Origin of the sequence: Noviherbaspirillum aerium (assembly GCF_008929045.1) — a bacterium.
In the GTDB taxonomy this organism is placed as follows: Bacteria; Pseudomonadota; Gammaproteobacteria; order Burkholderiales; family Burkholderiaceae_D; genus Noviherbaspirillum; species Noviherbaspirillum aerium.
In genome coordinates, this window is record NZ_VFAH01000002.1 from 159,030 (window position 1) to 175,905 (window position 16,876).

General features: G+C 61.4%; 16 protein-coding genes. 6 read left to right on the forward strand and 10 right to left on the reverse strand.

Annotation, left to right across the window (positions count from 1 at the left end; genetic code table 11):
* The first annotated feature begins 47 nt into the window (after positions 1-47).
* Positions 48-518 carry a hypothetical protein gene (locus tag FH061_RS04025; protein WP_151633246.1) on the forward strand — a complete coding sequence of 157 codons (471 nt, stop codon included), beginning with the start codon at positions 48-50 and terminating at the stop codon, positions 516-518.
* Between the two features lie 99 nt (positions 519-617).
* On the opposite strand, the gene FH061_RS04030 is transcribed toward FH061_RS04025, so the two are convergent.
* The 5 genes from FH061_RS04030 to FH061_RS04050 all read right to left on the reverse strand — a co-directional run bounded on the left by FH061_RS04030 (position 618) and on the right by FH061_RS04050 (position 5,002).
* A complete protein-coding gene (locus FH061_RS04030; RefSeq protein WP_151633248.1) occupies positions 618-842 on the reverse strand; it encodes a hypothetical protein in 225 nt (74 codons plus the stop codon).
* A 134-nt stretch (positions 843-976) separates the two neighbouring features.
* A complete protein-coding gene (locus FH061_RS04035) occupies positions 977-2,407 on the reverse strand; it encodes an aminotransferase-like domain-containing protein (protein ID WP_151633250.1) in 1,431 nt (476 codons plus the stop codon).
* Between the two features lie 116 nt (positions 2,408-2,523).
* Positions 2,524-2,739: a DUF2970 domain-containing protein gene (locus FH061_RS04040; RefSeq protein WP_151633252.1), complete on the reverse strand. Its 216-nt coding sequence runs from the start codon at positions 2,737-2,739 to the stop codon at positions 2,524-2,526.
* A 41-nt stretch (positions 2,740-2,780) separates the two neighbouring features.
* On the reverse strand, positions 2,781-3,302 hold the full coding sequence (locus FH061_RS04045) for a DUF934 domain-containing protein (protein WP_151633254.1): 522 nt from the start codon (positions 3,300-3,302) through the stop codon (positions 2,781-2,783).
* Between the two features lie 11 nt (positions 3,303-3,313).
* The gene (locus tag FH061_RS04050; protein WP_151633256.1) at positions 3,314-5,002 is read right to left on the reverse strand and encodes a nitrite/sulfite reductase; all 1,689 of its coding nucleotides are present in this window, start codon (positions 5,000-5,002) and stop codon (positions 3,314-3,316) included.
* Between the two features lie 331 nt (positions 5,003-5,333).
* On the opposite strand from FH061_RS04050, the gene FH061_RS04055 reads away from it, so the two are divergent.
* Together FH061_RS04055 and FH061_RS04060 are read left to right on the forward strand one after the other, a co-directional pair.
* On the forward strand, positions 5,334-6,104 hold the full coding sequence (locus FH061_RS04055) for a c-type cytochrome (RefSeq protein ID WP_225984474.1): 771 nt from the start codon (positions 5,334-5,336) through the stop codon (positions 6,102-6,104).
* 13 nt (positions 6,105-6,117) lie between these two features.
* Positions 6,118-7,413, forward strand: coding sequence for a c-type cytochrome (locus tag FH061_RS04060; RefSeq protein ID WP_151633257.1), 1,296 nt, complete (start codon positions 6,118-6,120; stop codon positions 7,411-7,413).
* 80 nt (positions 7,414-7,493) lie between these two features.
* Here the strand turns inward: FH061_RS04060 and FH061_RS04065 are convergent, their stop codons facing one another.
* The 4 genes from FH061_RS04065 to FH061_RS04080 all read right to left on the reverse strand — a co-directional run bounded on the left by FH061_RS04065 (position 7,494) and on the right by FH061_RS04080 (position 13,084).
* Positions 7,494-10,205: a bifunctional diguanylate cyclase/phosphodiesterase gene (locus tag FH061_RS04065; protein ID WP_192804898.1), complete on the reverse strand. Its 2,712-nt coding sequence runs from the start codon at positions 10,203-10,205 to the stop codon at positions 7,494-7,496.
* 344 nt (positions 10,206-10,549) lie between these two features.
* Complete coding sequence (locus FH061_RS04070; protein ID WP_151633261.1) at positions 10,550-11,350, reverse strand: MetQ/NlpA family ABC transporter substrate-binding protein; 801 nt, start codon at positions 11,348-11,350, stop codon at positions 10,550-10,552.
* Positions 11,351-11,382: 32 nt separating this feature from the next.
* Positions 11,383-12,045, reverse strand: a complete 663-nt coding sequence (locus FH061_RS04075) for a methionine ABC transporter permease (protein ID WP_151633263.1) — start codon at positions 12,043-12,045, stop codon at positions 11,383-11,385.
* Complete coding sequence (locus FH061_RS04080) at positions 12,038-13,084, reverse strand: methionine ABC transporter ATP-binding protein (RefSeq protein WP_151633917.1); 1,047 nt, start codon at positions 13,082-13,084, stop codon at positions 12,038-12,040. Before FH061_RS04080 ends, FH061_RS04075 begins: the two co-directional genes overlap by 8 nt.
* A gap of 413 nt (positions 13,085-13,497) precedes the next feature.
* On the opposite strand from FH061_RS04080, the gene FH061_RS04085 reads away from it, so the two are divergent.
* Positions 13,498-14,103, forward strand: coding sequence for a UbiX family flavin prenyltransferase (locus tag FH061_RS04085; protein ID WP_151633265.1), 606 nt, complete (start codon positions 13,498-13,500; stop codon positions 14,101-14,103).
* Positions 14,100-14,705: an alpha/beta fold hydrolase gene (locus FH061_RS04090; RefSeq protein ID WP_151633267.1), complete on the forward strand. Its 606-nt coding sequence runs from the start codon at positions 14,100-14,102 to the stop codon at positions 14,703-14,705. Before FH061_RS04085 ends, FH061_RS04090 begins: the two co-directional genes overlap by 4 nt.
* 103 nt (positions 14,706-14,808) lie before the next feature.
* Here FH061_RS04090 and FH061_RS04095 read toward each other — a convergent pair whose 3' ends face one another.
* Positions 14,809-15,534 (reverse strand): Crp/Fnr family transcriptional regulator, encoded by a 726-nt coding sequence (locus FH061_RS04095; RefSeq protein WP_192804899.1) that lies wholly within the window; start codon positions 15,532-15,534, stop codon positions 14,809-14,811.
* A 202-nt stretch (positions 15,535-15,736) separates the two neighbouring features.
* Here FH061_RS04095 and FH061_RS04100 point away from each other — a divergent pair, with 202 nt between their 5' ends.
* Positions 15,737-16,813 (forward strand): sensor histidine kinase, encoded by a 1,077-nt coding sequence (locus FH061_RS04100; RefSeq protein ID WP_192804900.1) that lies wholly within the window; start codon positions 15,737-15,739, stop codon positions 16,811-16,813.
* The last annotated feature ends 63 nt before the right edge of the window (positions 16,814-16,876 follow it).

Genomic DNA, 16,876 nt, shown 5'->3' on the forward strand with positions numbered 1-16,876 from the left:
GGTTAATATTGCACCGCAATAAACCCGTGATCGTGAATGAGTAAGAGATGCGCAGTTTCCTGTTGATGCTTGCCGCCTGCGTCCTGCCCGTGACGGCGGCATTTGGCGGCAGTCCTGGGCAAGCCGGCGGCCCGCAATACCATCTGCATAACGGAAAATTAAGCAGCAGGGATTTCCCCTACATCTTCGATGGCAAGCAGATCAGAATAGTGAAGATCCGCGAGATTCGCGATGCCGATACGGAGGCGAACCGGGCAGCATGCGCGAAGGAATGGCGGCGCATACCAGCCTACCGGCAGCTGTGCCTGAATCTCTCGGACCATCGCATCCTCGATGTTCAGCTAGTGGAGTTTCCTGTGCCTCTAACGGTGCAGGTGCCGGTGATCCGCATCGCCAAGGTCGATGTCGGCCAAAGCGCCCTGGTGAAGATGCCGGAAATCACGCCGGCCGAGGGAGTCAAGTCCCTGCCGGCGTTTGTCGGAATGCTATCGGCCAGCCATTTGCGGCACGCCTTGTGATCCTTGCGATGCCACTTCAATGCCACTTTGCCTGAGCGGCAAACCGCTTCAACAACACCCTGCCCTGTTCCTGTCGAGCAATCCGCAAGGCGGCGGCGTTTACAGCGTGAGCAGGATGGGCACTAGAACGAAAAGGATGGCGATTGCCACCGCAAGCAGCGCATAGCGGCTGAAGTTCGGCAATGTCGCTTTTTCACGCTCTTCCAGATTTTGGGAATACAACTTGTCGTAGTACAGGTTGTTCTTCACCCGGTACCGATAGTGGGAATAGCCCGCGCCAACAAGAATGGCCGAAGCCAACAGGAACCAGAATGCCGCCAACATGGGAAAACAGCCTTCGAAAAAGCCTTGGATTCTAACACCTTCAGCGTAGCGCGACAGCCTCGCCGCCGGCGCATCGCGGGAAACAAGTGCAATGAAGACAAGCCAGCCCCGCCGGGGTCATGGCGTCTTCCAGGTCAGGCTTCCTGCGCTTCCATGCTGGCCGTGATCAGCTGACCGAGGGTTGCCAGGGCCGCCTCCGTGCGCGCATCCCAGGGATGGCCGTAATTCAGCCGCAGGCAATGAGTGAAGCTGCGCTGTGCGGAGAACATCGGTCCCGGAGCGACGCTGATGCCGAGCGAAAGCGCCTGCCGATGGATTTCCAGCGTATTCACCTTGCCGGGCAGTTCTATCCACAGGAAGTAGCCGCCGCTCGGGCGGGTCGCCTTCGTGCCTTTCGGAAAATGCCGCACCATCGACTGCACCATGGCGCTCTGCTGCACCGACAGGGTATGGCGCAGTTGCCGCAGATGCTTGTCGTATCCGCCCTTGGCAAGGTAATCCGCCAGCGCCGCCTGCGCCGGCGCGGAAGCCGACAAGGTAGTCGTGACCTTTAGTCTTGCAACGGCCTGGGTGAATTTCCCCGCCGCCGCCCATCCGATCCGGTATCCCGGCGCAAGACATTTCGAAAACGATGAGCAATGCATGACCAGGCCCTTGGTATCGAAGGCCTTGGCGGACGCCGGACGCTTGCTGCCGAAATACAGCTCGCCGTACACATCGTCCTCGATCAGCGGAACATCATGCGCATTGAGCAAGGCCACCAGCGCCTGCTTCTTTTCGTCGGACATCAGGCTGCCCAGCGGATTCTGGAAGTTGGTCATCAGCCAGCAGGCCTTCGGCGCGTGGCGCTCCAGCGCCAGCGCGAGCGCTTCGAGGTCGATGCCTTCGCGGGGATGGGTCGGCACCTCGATTGCCTTCAGGCCGATGCGTTCGAGCGCCTGCAGCGCCGCATAGAAGGTGGGCGATTCGATGATGACGCTGTCGCCCGGCCGCGCGACCGCCTGCAGGCAGAGATTGAGCGCTTCCAGCGCGCCGTTGGTGATGACGATCTCGTCGGTATGCACATGCAGTCCGTCGGCCAGGTAGCGCAGCGCGATCTGGCGGCGCAGGCCGGCATTGCCCGGCGCAAGATCATCGACCGTGCTCCACGGGTCCATTTCCTGCACGCACGCCGCCATCGAGCGCGCCAGCCGCTGCATCGGAAACAGCACCGGGCTGGGAAACGCCGAACCCAGCGGCACCACATCCCGCGTCCTGATCGATTCAAGCACCTCGAATACCAGCTCGCTGACATCCACCGCCGTGGACTCGCCGATCGGGCGCGAAGCGAATTCCGGTTCCGGCGGCAGTGACCTGGCGCCCGCAATGACGTAGTAGCCGGAGCGCTCGCGCGCACGGATCAGGCCGCGCGCCTCGAGCAGGTAATACGCCTCGAACACGGTGGACGGGCTGATGCCCCTGCTGGTGCTGGCTTGCCGCACCGACGGCAGGCGGTCGCCGAGTTTCATGACGCCGGTCCGGATCGACTGCGCGATTTCCTCGGCAAGGGCTTCATAACGTTTCATGAGATGGATTTTCCGGTGCACATCACGATACTGTACGCCATCCGGCCGCATCCCTTCCCGGTCCTGGTCCGCACCCGCGACCGCGGCGCCCTGGCCGGACTGTCCCGACGACCCCGTCAAGGAACGACGGCGCTGACGACCGCCAGCAGGATGCCGATGAAGATTGCCGTCCCGATCAAGCCGGCGGCAATCACGTAGACCGGATTCAATCCGCCGGCCGCATCCTCCTCGAAGTCCTTCCTTCGGCGCAGGCCGATGAAGGACCAGGCAATGGCGATCATCGTATTCAGGAAAGACCGCTTCGCGGGAGCCCCGCTGTGTTCCTTGGACATGTGTACCTCGAGATAGTGAATTTGACGATGGCTTGCCCGGGTCAATCGTGGCGCCGGCGAAACAGCGGCAGCGGTTCATCGACCGCGCCCTGGTACGTGACGGAGTAATGTCCGAAGCTGAGGATCGCATCGTGAATATCCTTGTCCGCCCGCACCGCGAAGGCATCGAATCCGCAGCGGCGCAGGTAGTTGAGCTGGTCGCGCAGCACGTCGCCGACGGCGCGCAGTTCGCCTTTCCATGCGTATCTTGAGCGCAGCAGCGTGGCGATGCTGTATCCGCGGCCGTCCCGGAATGTCGGAAAATCGACGGCGATGATTTCCAGTGTTTCCAGCGCTTTCAGCGTTTTCAATTGCAGCATCAGCGGTTCAAAGTCGTCATCCGGCGCGATCCACACCGCGCGCACGGCGTCATGCCGTCCCTCGCCGAGCGCATCGCGAAATGCGGGCAGGGAGACGATGCGCTTTGGCGAGGCGGCATCGAGGTCGTTTTCAGTCCTGATGAGGCTCCATTCGTCATCGACGATCCTGGGCACGCCATCGACAAGCTTGATGATGTTCGGCATGGGTTTCCTTGTCACTCGGCGGTTTCAGCCTGGCGATATACGCCGGCCTTGAAGGCTTCGATGCCGATGCGGCTGACCGTATCAATGAACGGTTCATCGGCGATGCGGTGCCTGCAATACGTATCGACAATGCGCTCGATCACTCCCGGCATCTCTTCGGCGCGGAAGGAAGGTCCGATCACCTTGCCGAGCGCCGAACGGTTGCCCTGCGCTCCGCCGATGGTGACCTGGTACCACTCCTCGCCATCCTTGTCGACGCCGAGCACGCCGATATTGCCCATGTGGTGATGGCCGCAGGCATTGATGCAGCCGGAGATATTCAGCGACAGGTTGCCCAGGTCGCACAGGTAATCGAGGTCGTCGAAGCGCTGCGCGATCGCCGCGGCGACCGGAAGCGACCTGGCATTGGCCAGCGAGCAGTAGTCGCCGCCGGGACAGGCAATCATGTCGGTCAGCAGGCCGAGGTTCGGCGTGGCGAGCCCCTGCTGCAGCGCCTTCTGCCACAGCGCATGGAGGTCGCGCGTGCGGACATCCGGCAGGATGACATTCTGTTCATGCGCGATACGGATCTCGCCGAAGCCGAATTCCTCCGCCCAAGTCGCGATGTGTTCCATCTGTTCCGCGGTCACATCGCCGGGAGGCGTAGCGGCGCCGGGCTTGGTGGAAAGCGTGACCGACGCATAGCCGGGCATCTTGTGCTCGCGCACATTTCTTTTCAACCACTGTGCGAAGCGCTTGTTATCGTGACGATCCCGTGCAAGCCCAGGATCTTCCGCAGCATGGTCCGCGTGATCAACATCGCTTGCATAGCCCTCCTGCAGGAAGAACCGCGCAACACGTTCGTATTCCGCTTCGGTCAGGGTTGCGGGCCCGTCCTTGAGGTGTTGCCATTCCTGCTCCACCTCGGCGGCGAACGCTTCCGCGCCTATCGCCTTGACCAGGATCTTGATGCGCGCCTTGTATTTGTTGTCCCTGCGGCCATACCGGTTATAGACGCGCAGAATGGCTTCCACATACGACAGCAGATGCTGCCAGGGCAAGGCATCGCGGATCAGGGTACTGAGCATGGGCGTGCGGCCGAGGCCGCCGCCGGCATGAACGCGCAGCCGCTTTTCTCCGTCGGCATCCCGGTAGAGATAAATGCCGACATCATGCATCCTCACCGCCGCGCGGTCTTCTTCGGACGAGGAAATGGCTATCTTGAACTTGCGCGGGAGGAAAGCGAACTCCGGATTGAGGGTCGACCACTGGCGCAGGATTTCGGCCAGCGGCCGGGGATCGAGGATTTCATCCTTTGCCACGCCGGCGAATTGCTCGGTCGTGATATTGCGCACGCAGTTGCCGGAGGTCTGGATGGCATGCATCTCGACCGTGGCAAGTTTTTCCAGGATATCCGGAGCGTCTTCCAGGCGGATCCAGTTGTACTGGATGTTCTGGCGCGTCGTGAAGTGTCCGTAGCCGCGATCGTAATTGCGGGCGATATGGGCGAGCATGCGCATCTGCGCCGAAGACAGCACGCCGTAGGGAATGGCTACCCGCAGCATATAGGCATGCTTTTGCATGTAAAGGCCGTTCTGCAGGCGCAGCGGCAGGAATTCCTCTTCCGACAGCGCGCCCGACAGCCTGCGCCTGACCTGGTCGCGGAACTCCTCCGTGCGCTCCCTTACCAGGACCGCATCATTCTCATCGTATCGATACATTTCTCCACCTGATCGCTATGTCGGCAATACCTCGGCCGGATGCAAGGATTGTCCGGTGTTGCGGGCTCCGGTAACAGAATCAGACGTAAGAAAAAAAACCATATCAGATAGCCCGCACATCACGATGGCAATGCCGCTTTCCACTCGGATGCATGGCCACCCAGGCGGCAATGCCGGTGCAGCAGCCGTTTCCCGGAATTCTCACGGAACAGATGTCAACTGATATGCAAAAACGCGTCGCGACTGCTACTGTTCTGCATGGGATCCGGCAAGCAGAATACCGGCATTGGTTTCCACTTTTTCCAGAGCGGTTTCACCCGGAAATGTCCCGATGAATAACAATCAATGTAAAACGCGCTGGCCATGCCGTTCGTCCCATTCCCGGCCGGCATTCCTGACCATGCTGGTGACGGCGGCACTGGCCTCTTCCATTGCCGCCGCCGCGCCTTCCGCACGGCCGCAGCCCGGCCAGGTCGCCGACACCATCGCGCAACGTGCGCTTGCCTGCGCGGCCTGCCATGGCAAGGAAGGAAGGGCAACCCGCGACGGTTTCTTTCCGCGCATCGCCGGCAAGCCGGCAGGCTACCTGTACAACCAGCTGGTCAACTTCCGCGAGGGCCGCCGCCAGTATCCCCTGATGACTTACATGGTGGCGCATCTGTCGGACGAGTATCTGATGGAGATGGCGCAGTATTTCTCGGACCTGCATCCGCCCTATCCGGCGCCGCAGGCCGCATCGCTTCCGCCAGCGGTGCTGGAGCGCGGGCGTGCTCTCGTCATGTCCGGCGATGCTTCCAAAGGCATCCCCGCGTGCATTGCCTGCCATGGCCCGCAGCTTGGCGGCGTGCTTCCCGCCATTCCCGGCCTGCTCGGCCTTCCGCGCGACTATCTCAATTCCCAGTTCGGCGCCTGGAAGACCGGTGCGCGCCGCGCCGCCGCGCCGGACTGCATGGCAGAAATCAGCCGGCAGTTGAGCCCGGAAGACATTGGCGCGGTCTCGGCCTGGCTGGCTTCCCGGCCGGTTCCGGAAAGGTCCACGCCGGCACCGGCATCCGCCCTCCCAGTCAAGCTGCCGCTTCCCTGCGGCAGCGCACCGCAATGAACGGGGCCGTCTCATGAAACGCATTGTTCTTCTTATCATCGCCCTTGTCTTCCTCGCGCCCGCCGCGATCATCGGCTTCCAGATACTGCATGAGCCGGAAACCGGCCGGCCGCCGGTCGCCGCCAATGTCATCGACGTCCGGGAGCAGGCGGCACGCGGAGAGTATCTCGCCAAGGCGGGCAATTGCATGGCCTGCCATACCACCCGCGGAGGCAACGCCTATGCCGGCGGCCGTGCGATTGCGACGCCGTTCGGAAGCATCTATTCATCCAACATCACGCCCGACCCGGAAACCGGCATCGGCCGGTGGACATCGGACGATTTCTGGCGCGCCATCCATCATGGCAAATCGAAGGATGGACGTTTCCTGTATCCGGCCTTTCCCTATCCGAATTACACCAGGGTGACCAGGGAAGATGCCGATGCCATGCATGCCTATTTCAAGACGATCGCGCCGGTGCGGCAGGCGAACAGGGAGCATGACCTGCGCTTTCCTTACAACCAGCGCATCCTGCTGGCCTTCTGGCGTACCCTCTATTTCACGCCTGGCGTGCATGAGGCGCAGCCAGGCCGAAGCGCGGAATGGAACCGGGGGAAATACCTGGTGCAGGGGCTTGGGCATTGCAGCGCATGCCACACCAGCCGCAATGCGCTTGGAGGCAGCAGCAGCGATGATCTCGCGGGAGGCATGATACCCATGCTGAACTGGCATGCATCGTCGCTGTCCGCGGGACCGGGATCGGCGCTGGAAGAATGGAACCGGGACGACATCGCCGATCTGCTGAAGACCGGCGTATCGCGGCGCGGCGCGGTGTTCGGGCCGATGGCCGAAGTCGTCGGCGGCAGCCTGCAGCACTTGTCGGACCCGGACATACAGGCCATGGCGAGCTACCTGGCATCGGCGCCGCAAACCGCAGTCGCACCGGTCGCACCGGTCGCGGCGGCAAGGCAGGTTCCGGGCGATATCGAGGCGGTCCTGAAGCAAGGCGGCGCACTGTATGACAAGCATTGCGTCGAGTGCCACAAGGCGGACGGCAAGGGTGCGCCGCCGGCCTATCCTCCGCTGGCGGGCAACCGTTCCCTGGCGGCACAGCCGGCGGTCAATCCGATCCGGATTGTAATCAATGGCGGCTATTCGCCGGCTACCGGGGGCAATCCCAGGCCGTATGGCATGCCGCCCTTCGGCACCGCGTTGAATGACACGGAGGTAGCTGCAGTGGTTTCCTATATCCGCATGACATGGGGTAATGACGGCGGCCCGGTATCGGCCATCGAAGTCGGGCGCTTCCGCGGTGCGCCGCTCGAATGAGCGGTGCTGGTTGCCAGAGCCTGTTTGCACTTCATTCGGGAGTGCGAAGTGCGAAGCGGAAATGCGAAGTGTGAGCAGGCCTAGCCTGGCATCTCCAGGGCGAATGCGGCCTGCCTTTCGGACGGCGGCAGCGGACGCGCGATGAAAAAGCCCTGGATCTCGTCGCAGCGCAGCGCCGTGAGGTGCCGCACCTGGTCCGCCGTCTCGACACCCTCGGCTACTACCTTCATTCCCAGGGAATGAGCCATGGTAATGATGGCGGTATAGAACACATTGCTCGCTTCATTCGAACCGAGGCGCGCCGTGAACGCCTTGTCGACCTTGAGCGTATCGAAGTCGAGTTCCTGAAGCTGCGCCAGCGAGGAATACCCGGTGCCGAAATCATCGACCAGCAGCTTCACGCCCATCCGCTGCATGGCGGCAAGCACTTCGCATACCTCCTGGCTGCTGGCCATCATCGAGGATTCGGTAAGTTCTATCTCCACCAGGTGCGCATTCACCTGATGACGCTTGAGCGCCGCGGAAAGCGTGGCGGCGATATCCGTGCTCGTGAACTGGCGCGCCGATACATTGATCGATACCGGCACGATTTCGCGGCCATGCTTGAGCCAGTAGGCCAGCTGGGCGCATACCTTGTCGATCACCTGCTCGCCCAGCTGGACGATCAGCCCGGTTTCCTCGGCCAGCGGAATGAAGGCCTGCGGTTCGATGACGCCGTGCTCGGGATGCGCCCAGCGCACCAGCGCTTCCATGCTTGACATTCTCCCGGAGGCGAGGTGAATGCGGGGCTGATAGTAGACGATGAACTGGCTATGTTCCAAAGCATGCCGGAGCTCGGCCTCGGTCTGGTGCCTGCGCTGGACCGATTCGGAAAACTGCACGTCGAAATAACGATAGTTGCGTTTGCCGTTCATCTTGACCGCATACATCGCCATGTCGGCGTGATTCATGAGCGTGTCGGCATCCATGCCGTCGTCCGGAAACACGCTGATGCCGATGGAAGTCCCCACCGAATGCGTTCCCTGCGACAGGCGGAACGGCGTTTCGAAGGAATGCAGGATGCGCTGCGCGACGTGGCCGGCATCGGCCTTGTGCATCATCTTTTCGGTGACGACGACGAATTCGTCGCCGCCGATGCGCGCCACGATATCGTGCGGCCGCACCGCTTCCTGCAGGCGCCTGCCGGCGTTGCGCAGCAGTTCATCGCCAATCTCGTGTCCCATCGTGTCGTTGACCGCCTTGAAGCCATCGAGGTCGATGAACAGCAGCGCCAGCATCTGCTTCGACGTCTTCGCCGCGGCAAGCGCATCCGGCAGGTACTGCTTCAGCCAGTGCCGGTTGGGCAGCCGGGTCAGCGCGTCTTCGCTTCCGATTCTCTCCAGTTCCGCCACATGCGCCTTCGCCTGGCTGATATCGCGGATGGTGACGGCCAGATCGCCGTCCGGGCGGCTGATGGAAAGCTGCAGCCAGTCGGCGGCCACCGCGCGGACCTTGCGGGCATCGATTTCCCGTTCGAGATGGCGCTTTTCATACGCGGCGCGCAGCAGCCGGTTCAGCTCCTTTGCGTCGGTGGACGAGTAGATCGAGGAAATGGACAAGCCGATCAGTTCCCCGCGCCGGTATTTCATGATGCGGGCGCCCTGTTCGTTACAGTCGATCACCCTGAAGTCGGCTATGTTTCCATCATCGTCCCACTGCGGCCGCATGATGAAGAAACCGTCGTTGCCCCGCTCCGTCGCGGTCCGGTAGGTATCATGCAGCTGCTTGAGCTGCTGCTTTCTCCAGGAAAGCCTGGCCAGGCTCAATGAGGCGAGCAGCGCAAAGAGGGACAGGGCAACCGAGGCGACGGCGCCGTGCATGATCGTTTCGGCATTTGCCTTGGCAACGGCGGATAGCGCATCTTGCTGGTCCATGCCGGCAACCGCGATCATCGCGTATCGCTCGGTTGCCTGCCATCCCAGGTAACGGGAACGCCCATCGTTGAAATACTTTCCGCCGTCCAGGATCGTCGTGCCGGTCGGCGCGTCGATCGGCGGCGCCTCCGTGATGACTTCCGACGGGGGGGTATGCACCTGGTCGCCGATTCTGGCAACGCGTACCTGCCTGTCCGTGCCGAGAATGGCAAGCAGGCCATGACGTCCCAGGCTGAGCTGGTCGTAGCCCGTGATGAAATATTCGGGCACGACCGAAATGATGACGATGCCCGCGAAACCACCGTCTTCGGCAATGAGTTTTCTTGAAAAGTGCGTGACCGTTTGCTTGCTCAGCATGCCGTAACGGGGGCGGCCGATGAACAGTTCATCGCTGCCGGAGGAAGTCTGCGCAAGAAAGTAGGTTTCCTCGCCGACATTGAACGGTTCATTGACCGGGAGCGTACTTGTAAGGATGTCGCCATCGGCACTGGCAAGGGATACGTAAAGCCCGATCCTGGTGGGAAATGGCCCTGTAGATCCCGAATCGCCCAAGGCCGACAGATCGAGTTTGCCGCCCGACATCTTCCAGCCGTGCCGGATGTAGAGACACAACTGATCGATGGCATCAATGGTCTTGGACAAATGGCCCGCATACGATGTTGCAAGAATCTCTGCTTCGCGAAGGGCTGAAGCCTCGGCACTCTTCCTGTCCTGCGCGAGGTTGGACAAGAGGTAACTCCAGGCGATAGTGCCGATGATGAGAACCAGTGCAAGCCAGACAGCAAGAAAAGGAAGGCTGAAGCGCATGAACCGTTGATCCTCCACTCCCGGAAGCAGGGCGGAGACATCGGCGTCTGGACTGGATGGCTTGAGTGGCATGCATTTTCCCAGTGCAGTTGCTGCATTGAGGACGGCATATGTCATCCGGGAATCATGATGGATGAAGCGGACTTCCGACTGCCTGCAGGAAAAATCTCCTATATTGCCGTAGTGATTCGCCAGGATGATTCGATAAGTTCGATTGTCTGGCGGCGGGAAGTTTAGTCTCTGCGGAAAGTCAATCTCATGCGAATGGCATAGACATAAGCCCGCACTGTTCCGATGCCCGGCAGTACTTTCCAGCCGGGGAGAAAACAAGCCGCCGGCACTATCTTGCCGGCGGCCGATGATACGCGCGTTCCGTTCAGAACTTCGGAGCCTCAGAGTCTCAGAGCCTCAGAGTTTCAGAACGCCGGAACCACCGCACCCTTGTATTTTTCCTGGATGAACTGCTTGACCTCGGGCGAGTTCAGCGCACCGGCCAGTTTCCTGACTGCCGCGCTGTCCTTGTTGTCCTCGCGCGCAACGAGCAGGTTCGCATAAGGCGAATTGCCGTCTTCGATGAACAGCGAGTCCTTCACCGGATTGAGCTTGGCTTCGAGCGCATAGTTGGTATTGATGAGCGCCAGATCGACCTGGTCGAGCACGCGCGGCAGCATTGCCGCTTCGAGTTCGCGGAACTTGAGCTTCTTCGGATTTTCGACGATGTCGCTGCGGGTCGCGGACACATTGGACATGTCGCGCAGCTTCAGCAAGCCCTGGCGCGCCAGCAGGATCAGCGCACGGCCCGAATTGGATGGATCGTTCGGAATCGCCACCGTCGCGCCGGCAGGCAGATCGGCCACGCTCTTGTGCTTGCGCGAGTAGCCGGCGAACGGCTCGACATGCACTTTCGCCACCGGCACCTCGATATCATTCTTGTGGCTCTTCTTGAACTCGCTCAGGTAAGGCTGATGCAGGAAGAAATTGCCGTCCAGGCGCTTCTCATTGACCTGCACCGCCGGCTGCACATAATCGGTGAAGACCTTGATGCGCAGGTCGACGCCTTCCTTCGCCAGCTTCGGCTTGACGAACTCGAGGATCTCGGCGTGCGGCACCGGGGTGGCGGCAATGTTGAGCACATCGGCGGCATGCGCCGACGGAATGGCGGCTGCCGCGGTGACGGCAAGCAGCGAAGCCAGTTTGGGCAAAAGCGAACGTAGCATGGGAACTCCTATTGTTATTGCAAGCAAGCCTGTCACTTGCGAGTGAAGCGCAGCACCATCCGGTCGCCGAGGAATTGCAGCAGCTGGACCAGCACCACGAGAATGGCGACCGTGATGACCATCACGTCCGTCCTGAAACGTTGGTATCCGAAGCGCAGCGCGAGATCGCCGAGCCCGCCGCCGCCGATGACGCCCGACATCGCCGCATAGGACACCAGCGCGATGGTGGTCACCGTTGCCGCCGCGATCAGGCCGGGCAGCGCTTCCGGCAGCAGGGCCTGCAGCACGATCTGCCAGGTGCGCGCGCCCATGGCCTGGCAGGCTTCGATGATGCCGCGGTCGATTTCGCGCAGCGTGTTTTCCACCAGCCGTGCATAAAAGGGCGTGGCGCCCGCCACCAGCGGCGGAATGGTGCCCTCGATGCCCAGCGACGTGCCCATCAGCACCAGGGTGACCGGGATCATGACGATCAGCAGGATGATGAAGGGCACCGAGCGCAGCAGGTTGACCGCGAACGACAGCAGCGCATACACCTGGGGCTGCGCCAGCAGCTGCCTGCGGCCCGTCAGGAACAGCAGCACGCCGAGCGGCAGGCCGAGCAGGATGGTGAAACTCAATGAGACGCCGGTCATGACCAGGGTCTCCATGGTGGCCTGGCCGATATCGGCCCAGTCGATGTCTGTCAGATCAATCATGGATTACCTCATAGCGGATGCCGAGGGAATGCATCACCTCGGCGATCGGTTCTCCGGCAGCTGGATCGCCGGCCGCCGGTGCGCCGGCCTCGCTGCTGTCGCACAGTTCCACCGTCAGCTGCGCATAGGGCGTGTCCTTCATGCTCGACACCACCCCCTGCAGGATTGCCAGCCGCTTGCCGCTGCGCGCCTCGATCTGGCTGATCAACGGCTGATAGACCGCTTCGCCGCGGTAGGTGATGCGGGCGCGCAGCGCTCCGGCGCTGCCGCGCTGCACCGCGCGAATGCCGGCTTCGGCTGCAAGGCTTTCATTGACCAGGCCTTGCGTGACCGGATGGACGGGATGAAGGAACACATCGGCCACATCGCCCTGCTCCACGATGCGGCCCCTGTCGATCACCGCGACGCGGTCGCAGAGGCGGCGTATGACGCTCATTTCATGCGTGATCAGCACGATGGTCAGTCCGAGGCGGCTGTTGATGTCCGCGAGCAGGTCGAGGATGGATTGCGTGGTTTCCGGATCGAGCGCCGATGTCGCCTCATCGCACAGCAGCAACCGGGGATGATGGGCAATCGCCCGCGCAATGCCGACGCGCTGCTTCTGACCTCCGGACAGCTGCGCCGGATGCTTGTCGCGCTGGTCCTTCAGGCCGACGAGATCGAGCAGTTCATCGACACGGGCTTCACGCTCGGCGCGGCTGTACTTCCCCGCCAGCTTCAGGGGAAACTCGATGTTCTGCGCGACGGTTTTCGCATTGAGCAGATTGAAGCTCTGGAACACCATGCCGATGCGCTGGCGCTGGGCCGCCAGGCTGCCGCCGTCGAGCGAAGTGATATCCACGCCGTCGATGCAGACCTTGCCGGCAGTCGGCCGTTCCAGCAGATTGATCGTGCGCAGCAGCGTGCTCTTCCCCGCGCCGGAGCGGCCGATGATGCCGTAGATCTCGCCGGCCTGCACATGCAGGTTGATGTCGCTCAGCGCGACGATATCCTTTTTATTGGATTGGAATGTCTTCGAGACTTGTTCAAGCTGTACCACGGCGTCCTCGGTCAAGACCGCGTAAAAAGGCAGGACTGTAGTCAAGAGTTCGCTGCATATCAAATAACATGTTTTACGGTTGATATGACGTTTGGTAATACCGTAGGCTTGCGCAGAACATTCAACGGTTAACCGGCTTTTGTTAAGCCGGCCTGCGAATTTTTAACGTGGAATCGACGAGATGCCGCTATTTAATTTTTTTCTGCATTTTAAGAAAAGACGCGTCGCATACTGCTTAAGGACGTGTCTCGCTTCGCGCCGCAGGATCCGGAACAGGGTCGCCTGGCCGGCTTGGCCGAGTCCAAGGCATGCAGGTCAAGGGGAAAACCGCTCGAATGCCCTCATCATGCCTCTGGTAAGATGCGGAAGATCAGAATCGCAACCGGCATCGACATCAGAATTGGAGAGTGAGCATGAGGGCTGACGCCTCAACCCGCCCGCGCATGGTCGTCGGAATCAGCGGTGCTTCCGGCATCGTCTATGGCATCCGCATGCTGCAGGTGCTGCGCGAGCTCGGCGTCGAGACGCATCTCGTCATGAGCAGGTCGGCGCAGGTCACGCTCAAGCATGAAACGGACATGAGCCTGGCCGAGGTGAAGACGCTGGCCGACTTCTGGTATTCCAACAATGATATCGGCGCGGCCATTGCCAGCGGCTCGTTCAAGGTCTCGGGCATGGTGGTGGCGCCCTGCTCCATCAAGACGCTGTCGGAAATCGCCACCGGCGTCACCGGCAGCCTCCTCTCGCGTGCCGCCGATGTCAATCTGAAGGAACGCAGGCGGCTGGTGCTCATGGTCAGGGAAACGCCGCTGCATCTGGGCCATCTGCGCAGCATGGCGGCGGTCACCGAAGCGGGTGCGATCGTCTTCCCCCCGGTGCCGGCTTTCTATGCGAAGCCGGCATCACTCGAAGACATGGTGGACCATACCGCAGGACGCGTGCTCGACCTGTTCGGATTCGATGCCGCCGGCGTCAAGCGCTGGGACCCGCGAGCGGCGGGGCTGAAACCGGACGCATGATGCATGTTCTCTTTCTGCCCGGCGCCGGCGGCGGCGCCGAATTCTGGCATCCCCTGGGCGCCCTTCTTCCATCCGAATGGAAAAAATCGTATCTCTCCTGGCCCGGTCTGGGCAAGCAGCCCCATGACCCGTCGGTGAACGGCTTTGATGACCTGCTGCGGCTCGCCGCGCGCGAAGTCCAGGGGCCGACGGTGGTTGTCGCGCAGTCCATGGGTGGCATCGTGGGTGTCAGGCTTGCACTTGAACGCGCGGAGCAGGTGACCCATCTGGTCCTGGTTGCCGCTTCAGGAGGCATCGACGTTTCGGCGCTGGGCGCGCAGGAGTGGCGCGCCGCCTATCGGGAGCAGTTTCCGGATGCCCGGCCATGGATCACCGAAGACCGGCCTGACCATTCGGCCCTCATTCCGAACATCGCCTGTCCGACCCTGCTGATCTGGGGCACGCGCGATGCCGTCAGCCCGCCACAGGTGGGTAGGCGACTGGCCGCGCTGATACCGGATTCAAGGCTATACATGGTGGAAGGCGGCGATCATGACCTGGCAAGAGACAGGGCCGCCGACATTGCGCCGCTGGTCATCGAGCATCTCCAGGGAACGCGGTGAGGCGGGCGGCAGGCGGCAGGCGGCGGGTATCGGCTTGCCGGACTAACAGTTCCTATACAGTCCTCTATTAATGATCCGGTTGCGGCCCGGGTAGGGATTCCTCCTACCCAACCGGCTTTCCCAGAACGCGGGCGAACTGCGCTCTTACGGTGGCATAACATTCGCAAGCCGTCTTCTCCAGCCCGGTACGGTCCAGTATTCTGATTGTCCCCCGGTGATAGTCCAGCAAGCCGGCCTGCTGGAACCGGCGCGCGATCAGCGACACGCTGGGACGGTGCACGCCCAGCATGTCGGCCAGGTATTCCTGGGTAAGCCGCAATTCATCGCCTTCCACCCTGTCATGGCTGAGCAGTATCCATCGCGCGAACCGCTCCTCGGTGCGGTGCAGCCGATTGCACGCCACCGATTGCGATACCTGGCTCAGGTATGCCTGCAGGAATCGGTAAACCAGCCGCCGCAGTTCGGCATGCTCCCCGATCGCCCGCTTGAACTGGTGGGCCGGTATGCGCAGGCTGTCTCCCGCGATCTGGCACACCGTTGTCTCCGTGGCAACCGTGCTGCCGGTCAGCACATCGACCGTCGACATGCCTTCGTTTCCGATGGTGCCGACCTCGACGGCAGCGCCGTCCTGCATGATGGCCAGGACCGAATGGCATCCCGACAAGGGGAAATAGACATGCCGGATTTCCCTGTCGCGCTCGAACAGGACGGTGTGCATCGGCGTGGGAACAAATACCAGGGCCGGTTTAAGCGCCTGGTATTCCGCTTCCGGCAGGCTCGACAGGATGTGGTTGCCGCATGCCGACGCTGTCGCGGGGACTGGTGTCATTAACGTTTCTTGACTCATTAACCGGGCAATAAAGAACTCAAGTTGAAGAAATCAGGTGCCGGTACGTACAATTCTATACAGACGCAAGATGCCAAAGTGAATACATTCCAATGCCAAAATCTTGAAACGACATTGACGGCAAGCGCTAGACATAGCGCAAGCAGGGATCAGAAAGGTGTGAATGCGGCTGGCGGAATTTATCTTGATCAATATGGAGCAGATCCTGCAGGGATGGGAAGACTTCGCCCGCAACATCCAGCCGTCCAATCGCTCAATGGATGTTCTCGAACTCCGGGATCATGCCAGGGAGATCCTGGAAGAAATCGCTTCCGAACTCGCCACCCCCGATGGTGAACGCAAGCTCGATCCGCAGGGAAATACGCCGGCGGAAATTCATGCGGACACGCGCGCCCTGTCCGGATTCACGGTGGATCAATTGCTGTCGGAATTCCGGGCGCTCAGAGCCAGCGTACTGAACCTGTGGTCCCGGCGCGAGAAAACAGCGACGTGGTTCGAGGTCGAGGATATGTCCCGGTTCAATGCCGTCCTCGACCGGGCGCTGGCGGAATCCGTTGCGAGATATACCGAGGCGCAGCGCCAGTCGCAGGACATCTTCCTCGGCGTCATCGGCCACGACTTGCGCACACCGCTGTCGGCAATCAACATCGGTGCGACTTACCTGATGCGCTCGGAGGAGGCCGATGCCAAGCTGATTCAGCTCGGATCAAGAATGTTCAACAGCGCGGTGCGCATGCAGGAAATCATCGACAACCTGCTCGACTTCGTGCGCAGCCGCAGCGGCGCCGGGATCCCGCTCCACCGGGGTGACGTCGACCTCGGTGTCATTTCCGATCAGATTGTCGAGGAATTCCGGGCGTCGAACCCGGGCGCTGTCATCCGAGCCCAAGTGGGCGGGGATGTGAGAGGCCATTGGGACGGTGCGAGAATTGGGCAGGTTTACCAGAACCTGATCGGCAATGCGATCCAGTATGGATCGCATACCCCGGTGTCGGTGCTCACCCGGGCAACTGACGGCGAGGTGGTGCTGTCGGTACACAACGAGGGAACGCCTATTCCGCCGGCGATGCTGAAAAACATGTTCGATCCGATGCGGCGCGGCATGAGCGTGTCGGCGCCTTTGTCCAACCGCAAGAATCTCGGGCTTGGCCTGTATATCGTCAGGGAAATCGTCACCGCGCATAACGGCTCCATCGAAGTCAGTTCGACAGAAGTGACAGGTACCATGTTTACGGTACGTCTTCCCAAACGGGCGGCATGATCTCGGGGCCCGACGCATCGGGCCCGAAGAACCTGCCGCTTCCTCATGCGTTGGCTGTTGGCG

Coding starts and splice junctions, on each gene's coding strand:
- FH061_RS04025 (WP_151633246.1), top strand. CDS start 48: ATGCGCAGTTTCCTGTTGATGCTTGCCGCCTGCGTCCTGCCCGTGACG.
- FH061_RS04030 (WP_151633248.1), bottom strand. CDS start 842: ATGTTGGCGGCATTCTGGTTCCTGTTGGCTTCGGCCATTCTTGTTGGC.
- FH061_RS04035 (WP_151633250.1), bottom strand. CDS start 2,407: ATGAAACGTTATGAAGCCCTTGCCGAGGAAATCGCGCAGTCGATCCGG.
- FH061_RS04040 (WP_151633252.1), bottom strand. CDS start 2,739: ATGTCCAAGGAACACAGCGGGGCTCCCGCGAAGCGGTCTTTCCTGAAT.
- FH061_RS04045 (WP_151633254.1), bottom strand. CDS start 3,302: ATGCCGAACATCATCAAGCTTGTCGATGGCGTGCCCAGGATCGTCGAT.
- FH061_RS04050 (WP_151633256.1), bottom strand. CDS start 5,002: ATGTATCGATACGATGAGAATGATGCGGTCCTGGTAAGGGAGCGCACG.
- FH061_RS04055 (WP_225984474.1), top strand. CDS start 5,334: ATGAATAACAATCAATGTAAAACGCGCTGGCCATGCCGTTCGTCCCAT.
- FH061_RS04060 (WP_151633257.1), top strand. CDS start 6,118: ATGAAACGCATTGTTCTTCTTATCATCGCCCTTGTCTTCCTCGCGCCC.
- FH061_RS04065 (WP_192804898.1), bottom strand. CDS start 10,205: ATGCCACTCAAGCCATCCAGTCCAGACGCCGATGTCTCCGCCCTGCTT.
- FH061_RS04070 (WP_151633261.1), bottom strand. CDS start 11,350: ATGCTACGTTCGCTTTTGCCCAAACTGGCTTCGCTGCTTGCCGTCACC.
- FH061_RS04075 (WP_151633263.1), bottom strand. CDS start 12,045: ATGATTGATCTGACAGACATCGACTGGGCCGATATCGGCCAGGCCACC.
- FH061_RS04085 (WP_151633265.1), top strand. CDS start 13,498: ATGAGGGCTGACGCCTCAACCCGCCCGCGCATGGTCGTCGGAATCAGC.
- FH061_RS04090 (WP_151633267.1), top strand. CDS start 14,100: ATGATGCATGTTCTCTTTCTGCCCGGCGCCGGCGGCGGCGCCGAATTC.
- FH061_RS04095 (WP_192804899.1), bottom strand. CDS start 15,534: ATGACACCAGTCCCCGCGACAGCGTCGGCATGCGGCAACCACATCCTG.